Below are 16,111 nucleotides of genomic sequence, written 5' to 3' on the forward strand. Positions count from 1 at the left end.
TGGGATCCGTACTGCCACAATGGGACCGTGACCCGCGCATCCCTGAACAAACAGCCGCACGAAGTCGCCTCGATGTTCGACGACGTCGCGGAACGCTACGACCTGACGAACGACGTGCTGTCGCTCGGCCAGGACCGTGTGTGGCGCAAGGAGGTCGCGAAGGCGGTCGACGCGCGGCCCGCGCAGAAGATCCTGGACCTCGCGGCGGGCACCGCCACCTCCTCGCTGCCCTTCGCGCGCACGGGTGCGTACGTCGTTCCGTGTGACTTCTCCCTCGGGATGCTCAGGGTCGGCAAGAAGAACCACCCCTGGCTGCCGCTCACGGCGGGCGACGCCACGAGGCTGCCGTTCAAGGACGACACCTTCGACGCGGTGACGATCTCCTTCGGCCTGCGGAACGTACAGGAAACGGACACGGCACTGCGGGAGCTGTACCGGGTGACGAAGCCCGGCGGGCGCGTGGTGATCTGCGAGTTCTCGCACCCGAGCTGGGCGCCCTTCCGCACCGTCTACACCGAGTACCTGATGCGCGCCCTGCCGCCGGTGGCCCGTGCGGTCTCCTCGAACCCCGAGGCGTACGTCTATCTCGCCGAGTCGATCCGCGAATGGCCCGACCAGCCCGCTCTCGCCGAGCGCCTGATCAAGGCCGGCTGGTCGAAGGTGGCCTGGCGGAACCTCTCGGGCGGGATCGTCGCGCTGCACCGCGGCTTCAAGCAGGGCTAGCCGGGCAGGCCCGGCCGGTACGGCTCACCTGAGAAGCATGCAGGGGATGTCGCCCGGAGGGGCGAGTTCGCGTTGCAGGCCGCCCGGCGGCGGCTGCGGCAGCCGCGGTTCGCGTACCCCGGCGCCCCCGCCGCCCTCACCCTCGCCGAGGTCGAACCACACCGTCACGACCGCGCCGCGCGGCACCTCGGAGCCGGCCGGCGGATACTGGCGTACGACGTAGTCGACGACGGTCAGGTCGAAGTCGGGCCGGTCGGGCGCGGCAAGGAGCACTCCACGCGCCTCAGCCGTCTCGCGCGCGTCCACGGCCATCAGACCGACGAGCCGCGGTACGCGCACTTCGGGTGTCTTGCGTGGTATGCGCACGGACGTCACCCCCAGCGGTACCGGCAGCGTAAGCCCATGCCGGGTCCCGCCGGAAGGCGTCGGAGGCCGGGCTCGCGCCCGTCAGAGGGCCAGCCGGTAACAGTGCCCGAACTGGTCCGACGTGGGCGGTGCGAACGTTTCGGCGAGTTCCATGCCGAGGCGTCTGGTCACGGCGATCGAGCGTTCGTTGCGGGAGTTCACCATGGCCACCACGCCGGCGACGCCCGTCGCGCGCACCCGTTCCAGCGTGGAGCGCGCGGCCGCGGTCACGTATCCCTTCCCCCAGTACTCCCGGCCGAGACGCCAGCCGATCTCGATCTCCCCCTTCGGTCCCCACTCGTACGGCCACGGCTGGGCGCCGGTGAAGCCCATGACCCGCCCCTCCTCGTCGAGCAGGGTCCAGAAGCAGAAGCCGTGCTCGGCGTCGTGCCGGCGCTGCCGCGCGGTCAGCTCCTCGTAGGTGGACACTTCGGCAGATTTCCCGCCGTGGAACTCCATGACGTCCGGGTGGTCGAAGACCCGGTGCCAGGCGAAGGCGTCCTCGTCGGTGGGGACGCGCAGGTGTACCACGGGGAGAGCTCGGTTCACGGGGCAGCCCTTCAGTCAGGTGATCGGTACCCCTGCATAGACTGCCCATGTCCCGTGCCCCTCAGCACGCGGATTTCGAAACTTCGCGCTCCGAGACTTCGAGACTTCGCGCTTTGAGACTTCGAGCCTTCGAGACTTGGGGAGACCCCGCCGTGACCGAGTCCCAGTCCCAGCCCCTCTCCGAACACTCCACTCACTCCGCGCCCCTCTCCGAACATTCCGCCGATGTGATCGTCGTCGGGGCCGGGCCGGCCGGTTCCACCACGGCGTACTACCTGGCCAAGGCGGGGCTGGATGTTCTGCTCCTCGAAAAGACCGCGTTCCCGCGGGAGAAGGTGTGTGGCGACGGGCTGACTCCCCGCGCCACGAAACAGCTCGTCTCCATGGGAATCGACATCTCGGAGGAAGCGGGCTGGCTGCGGAACAAAGGGCTCCGCATCATCGGCGGCGGCGTCCGCCTCCAGCTGGACTGGCCGGAACTCGCCTCCTTTCCCGACTACGGACTCGTCCGTAAGCGCGACGACTTCGACGAGCAGCTGGCCCGGCAGGCGCAGAAGGCCGGCGCGCGCCTGTACGAGCGCTGCAACGTCGGCGCCCCGATCGTCGACGACCGCACGGGCCACATCACGGGCGTCCACGCGAAACTCGGTGACGCCGACTCCAAGGACAAGCGCGAAGTCACCTTCCACGCGCCCCTGGTCGTCGCCGCCGACGGCAACTCCACCCGGCTGTCCCTGGCGATGGGCCTGCACCGCCGGGAGGACCGCCCGATGGGCGTCGCGGTCCGTACGTACTTCACGTCCCCGCGCCACGAGGACGACTACCTGGAGTCGTGGCTGGAGCTGTGGGACCGCCGCGGCCCCGGCGAGGACCGCCTGCTGCCGGGCTACGGCTGGATCTTCGGCATGGGCGACGGCACGTCCAACGTCGGCCTGGGTGTCCTCAACACCTCGTCCTCGTTCAAGGAGCTGGACTGGCGCGAGGTTCTCAAGGCCTGGTGCGCCTCGATGCCGGAGGACTGGGGCTACACCCCGGAGAACATGACGATCCCGATCCGCGGCGCCGCCCTGCCGATGGCCTTCAACCGGCAGCCGCACTACACGAAGGGCCTGCTGCTCGTCGGCGACGCGGGCGGCATGGTGAACCCGTTCAACGGCGAGGGCATCGCCTACGCCATGGAGTCCGGCCAGATCGCCGCCGACGTCATCGTGCAGGCCCACGCCCGCGCGACCCCCGCCCAGCGCGAACTCGCCCTGCAGCGCTACCCGAAGGTCCTCAAGGACACGTACGGCGGCTACTACACGCTCGGCCGCGCCTTCGTGAAGCTCATCGGCAACCCGGCGGTCATGAAGATCGCCGCCCAGCGCGGTCTCACCCACCCCATGCTGATGAAGTTCACCTTGAAGATGCTCGCCAACCTGACGGACCCGACGGGCGGCGACGCGATGGACCGCATCATCAACGGCCTGTCGAAGGTCGCCCCCCGAGCCTGACAGAACCGTGGCCCTCCGCTGGCCGTCGAACCGGGCAGGACACATGTCGGCCCCGGGGAGGCGGCCATGGGCATGCGGTTCGGCAGAGAGACGGGGCGTGAGGTACGCGATGGCATGCCTGCGGGCCGCCTCCCCCACCGGGGAAGCGGCCCGTCAAAGCGGTCAAATCATGCAACCGATCGGTCAAGCGGTGCGACCAAGCGGTCGAACCAGGTGACCGAAGGTCAGAGCACCCGCACCGCACCGCTCGCGGGGTAGCCCGACAGGCTCTGGATGACGACGCCCTTCGAAGGGTTCGCCGCGTCCAGGTACTGGTCGCCGCCGATGTAGACGCCCACGTGGTAGGCCGAGCCCGCGCCGCCCCAGTACAGGATGTCGCCGACCTGGATGTTGGACAGCGAGACCGGGGTGCCGGCCACCGACTGGTCCTGGGAGACGCGCGGCAGGTCGACACCGACCTGCTTGAACGCGGCCTGGACCAGGCTGGAGCAGTCCCAGGCGTCGGGACCGCTGGCGCCCATCACGTACGCGTCGCCGACCTGAGCCTTCAGGAAGCTGATGACGGTGCCGACGCTGCCGCTGGCCGGGGCCGGGACGTCGCTGTCGGGCGTGCTGGCCGTGCTGGGCGCCGCCGCGAGGGCCGTCCGGCCGGTGGAGCGCGTGGCACGCTCCGCGGCGGCCTTACGGGCGTCCTCGGCCTTCTCCTTGGCCTCCGCCTTCTTCTTCGCGTCAGCGAGGTCCGACTTGGCCTGCTTGGCGGCCTTTATGGCGGCCTCGTCGCGCTCGGCACGCAACTGGTAGTCGGCCGCGGCCTGCTGGGTGACCTCCGCGGACTCGGCGACCTGAGCGGTCATGTCGGCCGTGATGGTGGGCAGCTCGATGGTCTGGGTCACCGGCTCGGCCGCGTTGGCCGTTCCGGCGGCACCGGCCACTGCCAGGGTGCCGAGGACGCCACCGGCAACTCCGGCGCGCATCGCGAGCGCCGAACTGCTGCGAGGCCGGGGTTTCCGGTGGCTGCGTATGTGAGCGGTGTGGGACATGGGTACAACCGGTATCAGGGGCTCCTCCATACCTACAAGAAACGTGTGGTGCGCCACAATTACTCAATGGGCGCTCGAATCTCCGTCACGTCGCCCCTTATTGACGCCGTAACGGGCATTGCGGACAGCAGCCCACACGCCTGTGATCATTGGCTTTTCGAGTTACGTCCGAATTGCCCGCCACCTACCACTCGTTGGATGGATGGCCAAGCCCAGTTGTTTCCGCCCCGTTACCGATGTGACGCACGTCACGGAACGGTGGCCGTGGTGGCCGCGTAACCCGCCCGGATCGGGGGGAGGCGTGGCGGCTGGTTCGGCGACGTCTTCCGCTCGCGTCTCGCTCGTGTTTCGCTCGCGTCCCGCTCGTGAACGGATGCACGCGCCCGAGCCGTCCACAACGGACATCCCAACTCCCCCCGAAGTGTGAACGAGTTCCTCTACCAAGCGCCCTCGTCCAGCACCAATTTGCCTCGGATCCACTTCCCTTGATAGAGCGCCAAGGCTTCGACCAGCCACGACGAGTGAAAATGTCACCTCTGGTGATCACTCGGACGCTTCTCGTACGAAGATCGACACTCATCCGACTTCATGATCCTTCGCTGGGTGGTGGAGATCACAAAGGTGTTGTCGTACCCCGTGTCGCAGATCACAGACCGGCAGGCATAGGATGCGGGGCAGTTGGGCTTGTGACCTGCTTCACATGTAAGCGATCTTCGTGGAGTCGCACGGAGCTCGTGCGCCTCACGAGAGTCGTGGGGTCCGCGGAGCAGGAGCGAAGCCTTATGTAACCGCCAGCAGTCAATGCCGACTGAGAGGAGCGAGGAGCGGTGAACGCGTATGCGCCCATCCTCGTGCTGGGAGCCCTCGGGGCAGGCTTTGCGATCTTCTCCGTGGTCATGGCCACGCTTATCGGTCCAAAGCGATACAACCGGGCCAAGCTCGAAGCCTACGAGTGTGGAATCGAGCCGACCCCCACGCCGGCGGGCGGCGGGCGGTTCCCCATCAAGTACTACCTGACGGCGATGCTCTTCATCATTTTCGATATCGAGATCGTCTTCCTCTATCCCTGGGCCGTCACCTTCGACGCGCTCGGGGTTTTCGGGCTCGTCGAGATGCTGCTCTTCGTGCTCACCGTCTTCGTCGCCTACGCGTACGTGTGGCGGCGTGGCGGCCTGGAATGGGACTGAAGCCCGCAGGGACTGAAGCCCGCAAAGGACTGAGCCCCGTATAGGGGACAGAGGAGCCATTGAGCATGGGACTCGAAGAAAAGCTGCCGAGCGGCTTCCTGCTGACCACCGTCGAGCAGGCCGCGGGGTGGGTGCGCAAGTCGTCCGTCTTTCCCGCCACCTTCGGCCTCGCCTGCTGCGCCATCGAGATGATGACGACAGGGGCCGGCCGCTACGACCTGGCGCGCTTCGGCATGGAGGTCTTCCGCGGTTCGCCGCGGCAGGCCGACCTGATGATCGTTGCCGGACGTGTCAGCCAGAAGATGGCGCCGGTCCTGAGGCAGGTCTACGACCAGATGCCGAACCCGAAGTGGGTGATCTCCATGGGGGTTTGCGCGTCTTCGGGCGGCATGTTCAACAACTACGCGATCGTGCAGGGCGTCGACCACATCGTCCCTGTCGACATCTACCTCCCCGGCTGCCCGCCACGGCCCGAGATGCTGATCGACGCGATCCTCAAGCTCCACCAGAAGATCCAGTCCTCGAAGCTCGGCGTGAACGCCGAGGAGGCGGCCCGCGAGGCGGAGGAAGCGGCGCTCAAGGCGCTCCCCACCATCGAGATGAAGGGGCTGCTGCGGTGAGCGACGCGAACGGCAACGGCACGAACGGCAATGGCAACGGCTTGAACGCCAACGACTCGGACGGCGTCAATCCCGAGAAGGACCTCGGCGCCTCCAACCTCCCGGGCCAGCGCGGCGACGGCGGGGAGGAGATCCGCGTCCAGCGCGGCATGTTCGGTGCCAACAACGGCGGAGACACCTCCGGGTACGGCGGCCTGGTCCGCTCGATCCGGCTCCCCGGCCCGGCCGGCCGCCCGTACGGCGGCTGGTTCGACGAGGTCGCCGACGAACTCGAAGGCGCCCTGGAGGAACAGGGACTGGTCCCGGGGAACGCGATCGAGAAGACGATCGTCGACCGTGACGAGATCACCTTCCACATCGACCGCGAGCACCTGCTCCAGGTCGCCCGGACCCTGCGCGACGACCCGGCCCTGCGCTTCGAGCTCTGCACCGGAGTGAGCGGAGTCCACTACCCGTCGGACAAGGGCCGCGAGCTGCATGCCGTCTACCACCTGCGCTCGATCACCCACAACCGGCTGATCCGCCTCGAAGTCAGCGCCCCGGACAGCGACCCGCGCATCCCGTCCCTGGTCTCGGTCTATCCGACGAACGACTGGCACGAGCGCGAGACGTACGACTTCTTCGGCATCGTCTTCGAAGGCCACCCGGCACTGACGCGGATCATGATGCCGGACGACTGGCAGGGCTTTCCGCAGCGCAAGGACTATCCCCTCGGCGGCATCGCCGTCGAGTACAAGGGCGCCCAGATCCCGGCTCCGGACCAGCGGAGGTCGTACTCATGAGCACGCAGTCAGCGAGCGCACAGTCAGCGAGCACGGAGTCGGCATCCGCGCGGGAGACCACCGAGGGCGCCGTCTACACGGTCACCGGTGGCGACTGGGACGAGGTCGTCCAGACCGCGGCCAGGGCCGACGACGAGCGCATCGTCGTCAACATGGGCCCCCAGCACCCGTCCACCCACGGTGTGCTCCGGCTCATCCTGGAGATCGACGGCGAGACGGTCACCGAGGCCCGCTGCGGCATCGGCTACCTGCACACGGGCATCGAGAAGAACCTCGAGTACCGCACGTGGACACAGGGCACCACCTTCGTGACGCGCATGGACTACCTGACGTCCTTCTTCAACGAGACCGCGTACTGTCTCGGCGTCGAGAAGCTCCTCGGCATCGAGGACCAGATCCCGGACCGCGCGACGATCATCCGGGTGCTCCTGATGGAGCTGAACCGGCTCTCCTCGCACCTGGTGTGCATCGCCACCGGCGGTATGGAGCTGGGCGCCACCACGATCATGATCTACGGCTTCCGTGATCGTGAACTCATTCTCGACCTCTACGAGCTGATCACCGGCCTGCGCATGAACCATGCGTACATCCGGCCCGGCGGCCTCGCCCAGGACCTGCCCCCGGGCGCGGTGGACCACATCCGCGAGTTCGTGAAGAAGATGCGGAAGAACCTTCCCGAGTACGACAAGCTCGCCACCGGGAACCCCATCTTCAAGGCCCGTATGCAGGACGTCGGCCATCTCGACCTGACCGGCTGCATGGCCCTGGGTGCCACGGGGCCGGTCCTGCGGTCCGCCGGCCTCCCGCACGACCTGCGCAAGGCCCAGCCGTACTGCGGCTACGAGACGTACGACTTCGACGTCCCGACCGCCGACACCTGCGACGCGTACGGGCGCTTCCTCATCCGGCTGGAGGAGATGCGCCAGTCGCTCGCGATCGTCGAGCAGTGCCTGGACCGGCTGCAGCCCGGACCGGTCATGGTCACCGACAAGAAGATCGCCTGGCCCGCGCAGCTCGCACTGGGCCCCGACGGTCTCGGCAACTCGCTCGACCACATCAAGCAGATCATGGGCACCTCCATGGAGTCCTTGATCCACCACTTCAAGCTGGTGACCGAGGGCTTCCGCGTCCCGCCGGGACAGGCGTACGCGGCCGTCGAGTCACCCAAGGGGGAACTCGGGGTGCACGTCGTGTCCGACGGCGGCACCCGCCCCTACCGGGTCCACTACCGGGACCCGTCCTTCACCAATCTGCAGGCCATGGCGGCGATGTGCGAGGGCGGCCAGATCGCCGATGTCATCGTCGCCGTCGCGTCCATCGACCCCGTGATGGGAGGCGTCGACCGGTGACCACCACTCCTTCCGAGCAGGGCGTACAGCCACAGGGCTCACGACCACAGGGCGTACAGCCACAGGGCGTCGGCCTGGGCATGCCACAACTGCCACCCCCGGCGTATCCGGACGACGTCCGGGCCAGGCTTGAGGCGGACGCGCGCGAGATCATCGCCCGCTACCCGGACTCCCGGTCCGCCCTCCTCCCGCTGCTGCACCTCGTGCAGTCGGAGGAAGGCCATGTCACGCGCACGGGGCAGCGGTTCTGCGCGGAGATGCTCGACCTCACCACGGCCGAGGTGACCGCCGTCGCGACCTTCTACTCCATGTACCGCCGCAAGCCGAGCGGCGACTACCAGGTGGGCGTCTGCACCAACACGCTGTGCGCGGTCATGGGCGGCGACGCGATCTTCGAGTCCCTGCAGGACCACCTCGGTATCGGCAACGGCGAGACCACCGACGACGGCTTGGTCACCCTGGAGCACATCGAGTGCAACGCGGCCTGCGACTTCGCGCCGGTCGTGATGGTCAACTGGGAGTTCTTCGACAACCAGACCGTGGCGAGCGCGAAGAGTCTCGTCGACGACCTGCGCGCGGGAACGCAGGTCGAGCCGACGCGCGGTGCCCCGCTGTGCACGTTCAAGGACACCGCCCGCATCCTGGCGGGCTTCCCCGACGAGCGCCCCGGCGCGGTCGAGGCGAGCGGCGCCGTGGGCCCCGCCTCGCTGGTCGGCCTCAGGCTGGCCAAGGGGGAGACGGCCCCCGCGCGCGTGGTGCACCCGCGCGGTTCCGGAGCTCCCGGAGCCTCCCGGGACGAGGCGCCGCACGACCCGTCACCGTCCGAGCACCTCAGTTCGCACGACGCACCGCAGGACACGTCGGCCTCCGACCCGGACCACCCGGCCGGGCCCGCCGCCGAGGAGGGGGAGTGACGACCTTGTCCACTCAATACGGGGGCACCTCCCAGCCGGGGGCCGGCGGGGACAACAGCCCCGAGAAGCTGCTCACACCGGTGCTGTCGGCCTTCTGGGACGAGGACAAGTCCTGGTCGCTGGACGTGTACCGGAGGCACGACGGATACGAGGGCCTGCGCAAGGCGCTCGCCATGTCACCGGACGACCTCATCGCGTACGTGAAGGAATCCGGTCTGCGCGGGCGCGGTGGCGCGGGATTCCCCACGGGAATGAAGTGGCAGTTCATTCCTCAGGGTGATGGAAAGCCCCACTATCTAGTTGTCAACGCCGACGAATCGGAACCGGGGACCTGTAAGGACATCCCGCTCCTCTTCGCGAACCCGCACAGCCTCATCGAGGGCATTGTCATCGCCTGCTATGCGATCCGGTCGTCGCATGCCTTCATCTATCTGCGTGGTGAAGTCGTCCCCGTGCTGCGGCGGTTGCACGAGGCCGTACGCGAGGCCCACGCGGCGGGCTACCTGGGCGAGAACATCCTGGGCAGCGGACTCGACCTCCAGCTCACCGTGCACGCGGGTGCGGGCGCGTACATCTGTGGTGAGGAGACCGCACTGCTCGACTCGCTCGAAGGCCGCCGTGGACAGCCGCGACTTCGTCCCCCTTTCCCTGCGGTCGCGGGTCTTTACGCCTGTCCGACTGTGGTGAATAACGTCGAGTCCATCGCGTCGGTTCCCGCGATCCTCCACAAGGGCAAAGAATGGTTCCGCTCGATGGGAAGCGAGAAGTCCCCGGGCTTCACGCTGTACTCGCTCAGCGGCCATGTCACCAGCCCCGGCCAGTACGAGGCCCCCCTCGGCATCACGCTCCGGCAGCTCCTCGACATGAGCGGCGGCATCCGGGCCGGACACCGCCTCAAGTTCTGGACGCCGGGCGGCTCCTCGACCCCGATGTTCACCGACGAGCACCTCGACGTCCCTCTTGACTACGAAGGAGTGGGCGCCGCGGGTTCCATGCTCGGCACGAAAGCACTCCAGTGCTTCGACGAGACGACCTGTGTCGTGCGGGCCGTCACCCGGTGGACCGAGTTCTACGCCCATGAGTCCTGCGGCAAGTGCACGCCCTGCCGTGAGGGGACGTACTGGCTCGTGCAGTTGCTGCGCGACATCGAGGCAGGCAAGGGCGTCATGTCCGACCTCGACAAGCTGAACGACATTGCCGACAACATCAACGGCAAGTCCTTCTGCGCCCTCGGCGACGGCGCCGCCTCGCCGATCTTCTCCTCCCTCAAGTACTTCCGCGAGGAGTACGAGGAGCACATCACGGGCCGCGGCTGCCCCTTCGACCCCGCCAAGTCGACGGTCTGGGCCGACAAGGACAAGCACACGGAGGTGAACGCATGACCGTGACCACGAGCGCTCCCTCCGGGGGCGGGGAGGCGGCGGTCCCGCCGGAAGATCTCGTCTCGCTGACCATCGACGGCATCGAGATCAGCGTGCCCAAGGGCACCCTGGTCATCCGTGCCGCCGAACAGCTCGGCATCGAGATCCCCCGCTTCTGCGACCACCCCCTCCTCGACCCGGCCGGCGCCTGCCGCCAGTGCATCGTCGAGGTCGAGGGCCAGCGCAAGCCCATGGCGTCCTGCACGATCACCTGTACGGACGGGATGGTCGTCAAGACCCACCTCACCTCTCCTGTCGCCGAGAAGGCCCAGAAGGGTGTGATGGAGCTCCTGCTCATCAACCACCCGCTGGACTGCCCCGTCTGCGACAAGGGCGGCGAGTGCCCACTGCAGAACCAGGCCATGTCGCACGGCTACTCCGAATCCCGCTTCGACGGCAAGAAGCGGACGTACGAGAAGCCCGTCCCGATCTCCACGCAGGTACTGCTCGACCGTGAGCGGTGCGTGCTGTGCGCCCGCTGCACCCGGTTCTCCAACCAGGTCGCGGGCGACCCGATGATCGAACTGATCGAGCGGGGCGCGCTCCAGCAGGTCGGCACCGGCGAGGGCGACCCCTTCGAGTCGTACTTCTCCGGGAACACCATCCAGATCTGCCCGGTCGGAGCGCTCACCTCGGCGGCGTACCGCTTCCGCTCCCGGCCCTTCGACCTCGTCTCGTCGCCCTCGGTGTGCGAGCACTGCTCCGGCGGCTGTGCGACCCGCACCGACCACCGGCGCGGCAAGGTCATGCGGCGCCTCGCGGCCACGGACCCCGAGGTCAACGAGGAGTGGCTGTGCGACAAGGGGCGGTTCGGCTTCCGGTACGCGCAGCAGCGGGACCGGCTGACGACGCCCCTGGTACGGAACGAGTCCGGTGAGCTGGAGCCCGCCTCGTGGCCCGAGGCGCTGGAAGCGGCGGCCCAGGGGCTCCTGGCCGCCCGCTCCCGGGCCGGCGTCCTCACCGGCGGCCGGCTGACCGTCGAGGACGCCTACGCGTACAGCAAGTTCGCGCGCGTGGCCCTCGACACGAACGACATCGACTTCCGCGCGCGCGTGCACAGTGCCGAGGAGGCCGACTTCCTGGCCGCCCGCGTCGCAGGGCGTGGCCGGGACCTCGACGGTACGGGCGTCACGTACACCGCCCTGGAGAAGGCCCCCGCGGTCCTGCTCGCCGGAATCGAGTCCGAGGAGGAGGCGCCCGGCGTCTTCCTGAGGCTCCGCAAGGCCTGGCGCGGACACGGACAGAAGACCTTCTCACTGGCCACGCACGCGACGCGCGGCCTGGAGAAGGCGGGCGGCACGCTGCTGTCGGCCGCCCCCGGCACCGAGACCAAGTGGCTGGACGCGCTCGCCTCCGGAGCCGGCCTGGACGGCGACGGGGCGAAGGCCGCCGAGGCGCTGCGCGCCGAGGGCGCCGTGATCGTCGTCGGTGAACGGCTGGCCTCCGTGGCGGGCGGGCTCACCGCCGCCGTACGGGCCGCCACCGCGACCGGCGCCCAACTGGTGTGGATTCCGCGCCGGGCCGGGGAGCGCGGCGCGATCGAGGCGGGAGCGATGCCCTCGCTGCTGCCCGGCGGACGCCCGGCCACCGACCCGCGCGCGCGGGACGAGGTCACCCAGGCCTGGAAGATCGCCGCACTGCCGCACCGGCACGGCCGCGACACCGGACAGATCGTCGAGGCCGCCGCCACCGGCGAACTGTCCGCGCTCGTCGTGGCGGGCGTCGAGGTCGCCGACCTCCCCGATCCCACGCGCGCGCGTGCGGCACTCTCCGAAGTGGGCTTCCTGGTGTCGCTGGAACTGCGTCCCAGCGAGGTCACCGAGCACGCGGACGTCGTACTGCCCGTCGCCGCGGTCGCCGAGAAGGCGGGCACCTTCCTCAACTGGGAGGGCCGGGCGCGTCTGTTCGAAGCCGCTCTCAAGCCCGACCAGATGACCCGCCGGGTGGCGCCCACCGACGCGCGCGTCCTGCAGATGCTGGCCGACGCCATGGACGTACACCTGGGACTGCCCGACCTGCGTACCGCGCGATGGGAGCTGGACCGGCTCGGCGCCTGGGACGGGCCGCGCGCCACCGAACCCCTGGCAACGGCGGCTCAGCCGCCGCGGCCCGCCGCCGGGGAGGCCGTGCTCGCCGGACACCGGCTGCTGCTCGACCGGGGCCGCCTCCAGGAGGGCGACGAGGCACTCGCCGGGACCCGGCACGCCGCACACGCGCGCGTGTCGGCCGCCACGGCCGCCGAGGCGGGCGTCAAGGACGGCGACACGCTGGCCGTGACAGGGCCCGCCGGAGTGCTCGAACTCCCGCTGCAGATCACGGAGATGCCCGACCGCGTGGTCTGGCTGCCGCTGAACTCCGCCGGGGGAGGCGTCGCCTCGGACACGGGCGCGCTGCCCGGCGCACTCGTCCGCATCGGGCCGGCGACGCTCGCCACCGAGGCTCCCAAGGAGGTGGAGGCATGACCCCGAACCTCGCCGCGCCGGCGTACCTGGCCGCGGAGGACCTCTCCATGTTCGGCCGCGACGTCTGGTGGCTGGTCGTCATCAAGGCGGTCTTCTGCTTCGCCTTCCTGATGATCACCGTGCTCTTCTCCATCGTGTGGGAGCGCAAGGTCGTCGCCTGGATGCAGCTGCGCATCGGCCCCAACCGGCACGGCCCCTGGGGCATGCTCCAGTCGCTCGCCGACGGCGTCAAACTGATGCTCAAGGAAGACCTGATCGTCAAACGCGCGGACAAGGTCGTCTACGTCCTCGCGCCGATCATCGCGGCGATCCCGGCCTTCATGGCGATCGCCGTGATCCCCTTCGGACCGGCCGACAACCAGATCTCGATCTTCGGCCAGCGCACCACGATGCAGCTCACCGACCTGCCGATCGCGATGCTCTACATCCTGGCCGTCGCCTCGGTGGGCATCTACGGGATCGTCCTCGCGGGCTGGTCCTCCGGGTCGACGTATCCGCTGCTCGGCGGCTTGCGCTCGTGCGCGCAGATGATCTCGTACGAGATCGCCATGGGCGCCGCGTTCGCGTCGGTGTTCCTGTACTCGGGCTCGATGTCGACCTCGGAGATCGTGGCCCAGCAGGAGGACCGCTGGTTCGTGGTCCTGCTGCCGGTGTCGTTCCTGATCTACATCGTGACGATGATCGGCGAGACCAACCGCGCCCCGTTCGACATGCCGGAGTCCGAGGGCGACCTGGTCGGCGGCTTCAACACCGAGTACTCGTCCATCAAATTCGCGCTGTTCATGCTCGCCGAGTACGTGAACATGGTGACCGTCTCGGCGGTCTCCGTGACGCTCTTCCTGGGCGGCTGGCGGGCCCCCTGGCCGATCAGCACCTTCTGGGAGGGCGCCAACCACGGCTGGTGGCCGATGCTGTGGTTCGTCATCAAGGTGCAGCTGCTGCTGTTCTTCTTCATCTGGCTGCGCGGCACGCTGCCCCGCGTGCGCTACGACCAGCTGATGAAGCTCGGCTGGAAGGTCCTGATCCCGGTCTCCGTGGTCTGGCTGATGCTCGTCGCGACCGTACGGACGCTGCGCAACGAGAACTACGACTTCGCCGACATCGCGCTGTACGTGGGCGCCGCCGTCCTTGTCCTGCTGCTGCTCTCCTTCGTCGCCGACATGTTCCGTGACCGGAAGGACGCCCGGGAGGTGCCGGAGGAACCCGTCGCCTTCGACCCGATGGCGGGCGGATATCCCGTACCGCCACTGCCGGGACAGGAGCTGCCGCCGGTGCCCAGGCGGCAGCCGCGCCGGGAGCGGGAGCTGGTTGTCAGTGGCGGACCCGATACTGGCAGTGACGAATCCGAAGGACCTCGTGACGGAAAGGAGGCGTCCGATGGCTGATGAGCAGAAGGAGACCAAACCCGGTTTCCAGAACCCCGTCGCAGGCTTCGGCGTGACCTTCAAGGCCATGTTCAAGAAGCGGCTGACCGAGCAGTATCCGGAGCAGGAGAAGACCACAGCCCCGCGCTTCCACGGCCGGCACCAGCTCAACCGCCATCCGGACGGCCTGGAGAAGTGCATCGGCTGCGAACTGTGCGCCTGGGCCTGCCCCGCGGACGCCATCTATGTGGAGGGCGCGGAGAACACGGAGGAGGAGCGCTACTCCCCGGGGGAGCGGTACGGGCGGGTCTACCAGATCAACTACGCCCGCTGCATCCTGTGCGGCCTGTGCATCGAGGCGTGCCCCACGCGCGCGCTCACGATGACCAACGAGTTCGAGCTGGCCGACAGCAGCCGCGCCGCCCTCATCTACACCAAGGAGCAGCTGCTCGCAGGCCTCGAAGAGGGCATGGTCGAGTCGCCGCACTCGATCTTCCCGGGCACGAACGAGCAGGACTACTACCAGGGGCTGGTGACCGAGGCCGCGCCGGGTACGGAGCCGCAGATCGCCTTCTCCAAGGGGGAGGTCCCGCAGGACGGCTCGTCGACCTTCGGCACCGACGAGCCGGCGTCGGGGCAGGTGATCGGCCGATGAGCGCGCAACTCGCCGCCGACACCGCCTCCCTGGCGGCCTACTCGGCCTCCACCGGGGAGGCCTTCCAGTTCTGGGTCCTCGGTAGCGTCGCCGTGATCGGCGCCCTGTGCACCGTCTTCATGAAGAAGTCCGTGCACAGCGCGCTCTGCCTCGCCGGAACCATGATCATCCTGGCGGTGTTCTACCTCGCCAACGGCGCGTACTTCCTGGGCATCGTGCAGGTCGTCGTCTACACCGGCGCGATCATGATGCTGTTCCTCTTCGTGGTCATGCTCGTCGGAGTCACCGCGGCGGACTCCCTGACGGAGACCATCAAGGGCCAGCGCTGGCTGGCTCTCCTGTGCGGCCTCGGATTCGGGATCCTGCTGTTCGCGGGCATCGGCAACGCGTCACTGGAGGAGTTCACCGGCCTGACCCAGGCCAATGCCGGAGGCAACGTGGAGGGGCTCGCCGCCCTCATCTTCACGAAGTACGTCTTCGCCTTCGAGATCACCGGAGCCCTGCTCATCACGGCCGCCGTCGGCGCCATGGTGCTCACCCACCGCGAGCGCACCGAGCGGCCCAAGACCCAGCGCGAGATGGCCGGGGAACGCGTACGGGCGAACAAGCAGCTTCCGCCGCTGCCCGCCCCCGGCGTCTACGCCCGGCACAACGCGGTGGACATCCCCGGTCTCCTCCCGGACGGCACCCCGTCCGAGCTGACCGTCATCAGCACGCTGCGCGAGCGCGGTCAGATCCGTGATGTGTCGGACGAGGCCATCAAGGACCTGAAGGCCCTGGAACAGCGTGCCGGGGACCGGCTCGGCCGCGAAGACCGCGAAGACCGTGAAGAGGAGGCCGCGAAGTGAACCCCGTCAACTACCTCTACCTCGCCGCCCTGTTGTTCACGATCGGCGCCACGGGCGTCCTGATCAGGCGGAACGCGATCGTGGTGTTCATGTGTATCGAGCTGATGCTCAACGCCTGCAACCTCGCGTTCGTCACCTTCTCCCGTATGCACGGCAATCTCGACGGCCAGATCATCGCGTTCTTCACGATGGTCGTCGCCGCCGCGGAGGTCGTGGTCGGGCTCGCGATCATCGTGTCGCTGTTCCGTTCCCGCCACTCGGCCTCGGTCGACGACGCCAGCCTGATGAAGCTGTAAGGG

Annotated in this window: 16 protein-coding genes; 13 read left to right on the plus strand and 3 right to left on the minus strand. The window is 68.5% G+C overall.

Features of this window, described 5'->3' with window-relative positions; genetic code table 11:
- Positions 1-27: 27 nt before the first annotated feature.
- Entirely contained in the window at positions 28-723 is a 696-nt protein-coding gene (locus AB0D14_RS05370; protein WP_362775028.1) for a demethylmenaquinone methyltransferase, read from the plus strand.
- Between the two features lie 24 nt (positions 724-747).
- Here the strand turns inward: AB0D14_RS05370 and AB0D14_RS05375 are convergent, their stop codons facing one another.
- Complete coding sequence (locus tag AB0D14_RS05375; protein ID WP_362775031.1) at positions 748-1,089, minus strand: PASTA domain-containing protein; 342 nt, start codon at positions 1,087-1,089, stop codon at positions 748-750.
- Between the two features lie 81 nt (positions 1,090-1,170).
- Complete coding sequence (locus tag AB0D14_RS05380; protein ID WP_362775034.1) at positions 1,171-1,677, minus strand: GNAT family N-acetyltransferase; 507 nt, start codon at positions 1,675-1,677, stop codon at positions 1,171-1,173.
- 152 nt (positions 1,678-1,829) lie between these two features.
- Here AB0D14_RS05380 and AB0D14_RS05385 point away from each other — a divergent pair, with 152 nt between their 5' ends.
- Positions 1,830-3,170: a geranylgeranyl reductase family protein gene (locus tag AB0D14_RS05385; protein WP_362775037.1), complete on the plus strand. Its 1,341-nt coding sequence runs from the start codon at positions 1,830-1,832 to the stop codon at positions 3,168-3,170.
- A gap of 224 nt (positions 3,171-3,394) precedes the next feature.
- Here AB0D14_RS05385 and AB0D14_RS05390 read toward each other — a convergent pair whose 3' ends face one another.
- Positions 3,395-4,240, minus strand: a complete 846-nt coding sequence (locus AB0D14_RS05390; protein ID WP_362775040.1) for a C40 family peptidase — start codon at positions 4,238-4,240, stop codon at positions 3,395-3,397.
- Between the two features lie 797 nt (positions 4,241-5,037).
- Between AB0D14_RS05390 and AB0D14_RS05395 the strand changes: the two genes are divergently transcribed.
- From AB0D14_RS05395 to nuoK, 11 genes are all read left to right on the plus strand, one after another.
- A complete protein-coding gene (locus tag AB0D14_RS05395; protein ID WP_033319564.1) occupies positions 5,038-5,397 on the plus strand; it encodes an NADH-quinone oxidoreductase subunit A in 360 nt (119 codons plus the stop codon).
- Between the two features lie 65 nt (positions 5,398-5,462).
- Positions 5,463-6,017 carry an NADH-quinone oxidoreductase subunit B gene (locus AB0D14_RS05400; RefSeq protein ID WP_055509252.1) on the plus strand — a complete coding sequence of 185 codons (555 nt, stop codon included), beginning with the start codon at positions 5,463-5,465 and terminating at the stop codon, positions 6,015-6,017.
- On the plus strand, positions 6,014-6,799 hold the full coding sequence (locus AB0D14_RS05405) for an NADH-quinone oxidoreductase subunit C (protein ID WP_362775044.1): 786 nt from the start codon (positions 6,014-6,016) through the stop codon (positions 6,797-6,799). The genes AB0D14_RS05400 and AB0D14_RS05405 overlap by 4 nt, the downstream gene beginning before the upstream one ends.
- Complete coding sequence (locus AB0D14_RS05410; protein WP_362775046.1) at positions 6,796-8,148, plus strand: NADH-quinone oxidoreductase subunit D; 1,353 nt, start codon at positions 6,796-6,798, stop codon at positions 8,146-8,148. The genes AB0D14_RS05405 and AB0D14_RS05410 overlap by 4 nt, the downstream gene beginning before the upstream one ends.
- A gap of 80 nt (positions 8,149-8,228) precedes the next feature.
- A complete protein-coding gene (gene nuoE, locus AB0D14_RS05415; RefSeq protein ID WP_362775357.1) occupies positions 8,229-9,062 on the plus strand; it encodes an NADH-quinone oxidoreductase subunit NuoE in 834 nt (277 codons plus the stop codon).
- Positions 9,063-9,067: 5 nt separating this feature from the next.
- Positions 9,068-10,444, plus strand: coding sequence for an NADH-quinone oxidoreductase subunit NuoF (gene nuoF / locus AB0D14_RS05420; protein ID WP_362775048.1), 1,377 nt, complete (start codon positions 9,068-9,070; stop codon positions 10,442-10,444).
- Positions 10,441-12,945 carry an NADH-quinone oxidoreductase subunit G gene (locus tag AB0D14_RS05425; protein WP_362775051.1) on the plus strand — a complete coding sequence of 835 codons (2,505 nt, stop codon included), beginning with the start codon at positions 10,441-10,443 and terminating at the stop codon, positions 12,943-12,945. The genes nuoF and AB0D14_RS05425 overlap by 4 nt, the downstream gene beginning before the upstream one ends.
- Complete coding sequence (nuoH, locus tag AB0D14_RS05430) at positions 12,942-14,330, plus strand: NADH-quinone oxidoreductase subunit NuoH (protein ID WP_362775054.1); 1,389 nt, start codon at positions 12,942-12,944, stop codon at positions 14,328-14,330. The genes AB0D14_RS05425 and nuoH overlap by 4 nt, the downstream gene beginning before the upstream one ends.
- The gene (gene nuoI / locus AB0D14_RS05435; protein ID WP_362775057.1) at positions 14,323-14,964 is read left to right on the plus strand and encodes an NADH-quinone oxidoreductase subunit NuoI; all 642 of its coding nucleotides are present in this window, start codon (positions 14,323-14,325) and stop codon (positions 14,962-14,964) included. The genes nuoH and nuoI overlap by 8 nt, the downstream gene beginning before the upstream one ends.
- On the plus strand, positions 14,961-15,812 hold the full coding sequence (locus AB0D14_RS05440; protein ID WP_362775060.1) for an NADH-quinone oxidoreductase subunit J: 852 nt from the start codon (positions 14,961-14,963) through the stop codon (positions 15,810-15,812). The genes nuoI and AB0D14_RS05440 overlap by 4 nt, the downstream gene beginning before the upstream one ends.
- The gene (nuoK, locus tag AB0D14_RS05445; protein WP_020130147.1) at positions 15,809-16,108 is read left to right on the plus strand and encodes an NADH-quinone oxidoreductase subunit NuoK; all 300 of its coding nucleotides are present in this window, start codon (positions 15,809-15,811) and stop codon (positions 16,106-16,108) included. Before AB0D14_RS05440 ends, nuoK begins: the two co-directional genes overlap by 4 nt.
- The last annotated feature ends 3 nt before the right edge of the window (positions 16,109-16,111 follow it).

Origin of the sequence: Streptomyces sp. NPDC048484, from assembly GCF_040651415.1 — a bacterium.
Lineage (GTDB): Bacteria > Actinomycetota > Actinomycetes > Streptomycetales > Streptomycetaceae > Streptomyces.

Excerpts from the sequence above, each read along its gene's own strand:
- AB0D14_RS05400 (WP_055509252.1), top strand. The coding sequence starts at position 5,463 with ATGGGACTCGAAGAAAAGCTGCCGAGCGGCTTCCTGCTGACCACCGTC.
- AB0D14_RS05440 (WP_362775060.1), top strand. The coding sequence starts at position 14,961 with ATGAGCGCGCAACTCGCCGCCGACACCGCCTCCCTGGCGGCCTACTCG.
- AB0D14_RS05410 (WP_362775046.1), top strand. The coding sequence starts at position 6,796 with ATGAGCACGCAGTCAGCGAGCGCACAGTCAGCGAGCACGGAGTCGGCA.
- nuoH (WP_362775054.1), top strand. The coding sequence starts at position 12,942 with ATGACCCCGAACCTCGCCGCGCCGGCGTACCTGGCCGCGGAGGACCTC.
- nuoI (WP_362775057.1), top strand. The coding sequence starts at position 14,323 with ATGGCTGATGAGCAGAAGGAGACCAAACCCGGTTTCCAGAACCCCGTC.
- AB0D14_RS05390 (WP_362775040.1), bottom strand. The coding sequence starts at position 4,240 with ATGGAGGAGCCCCTGATACCGGTTGTACCCATGTCCCACACCGCTCAC.
- nuoE (WP_362775357.1), top strand. The coding sequence starts at position 8,229 with ATGCCACAACTGCCACCCCCGGCGTATCCGGACGACGTCCGGGCCAGG.
- AB0D14_RS05425 (WP_362775051.1), top strand. The coding sequence starts at position 10,441 with ATGACCGTGACCACGAGCGCTCCCTCCGGGGGCGGGGAGGCGGCGGTC.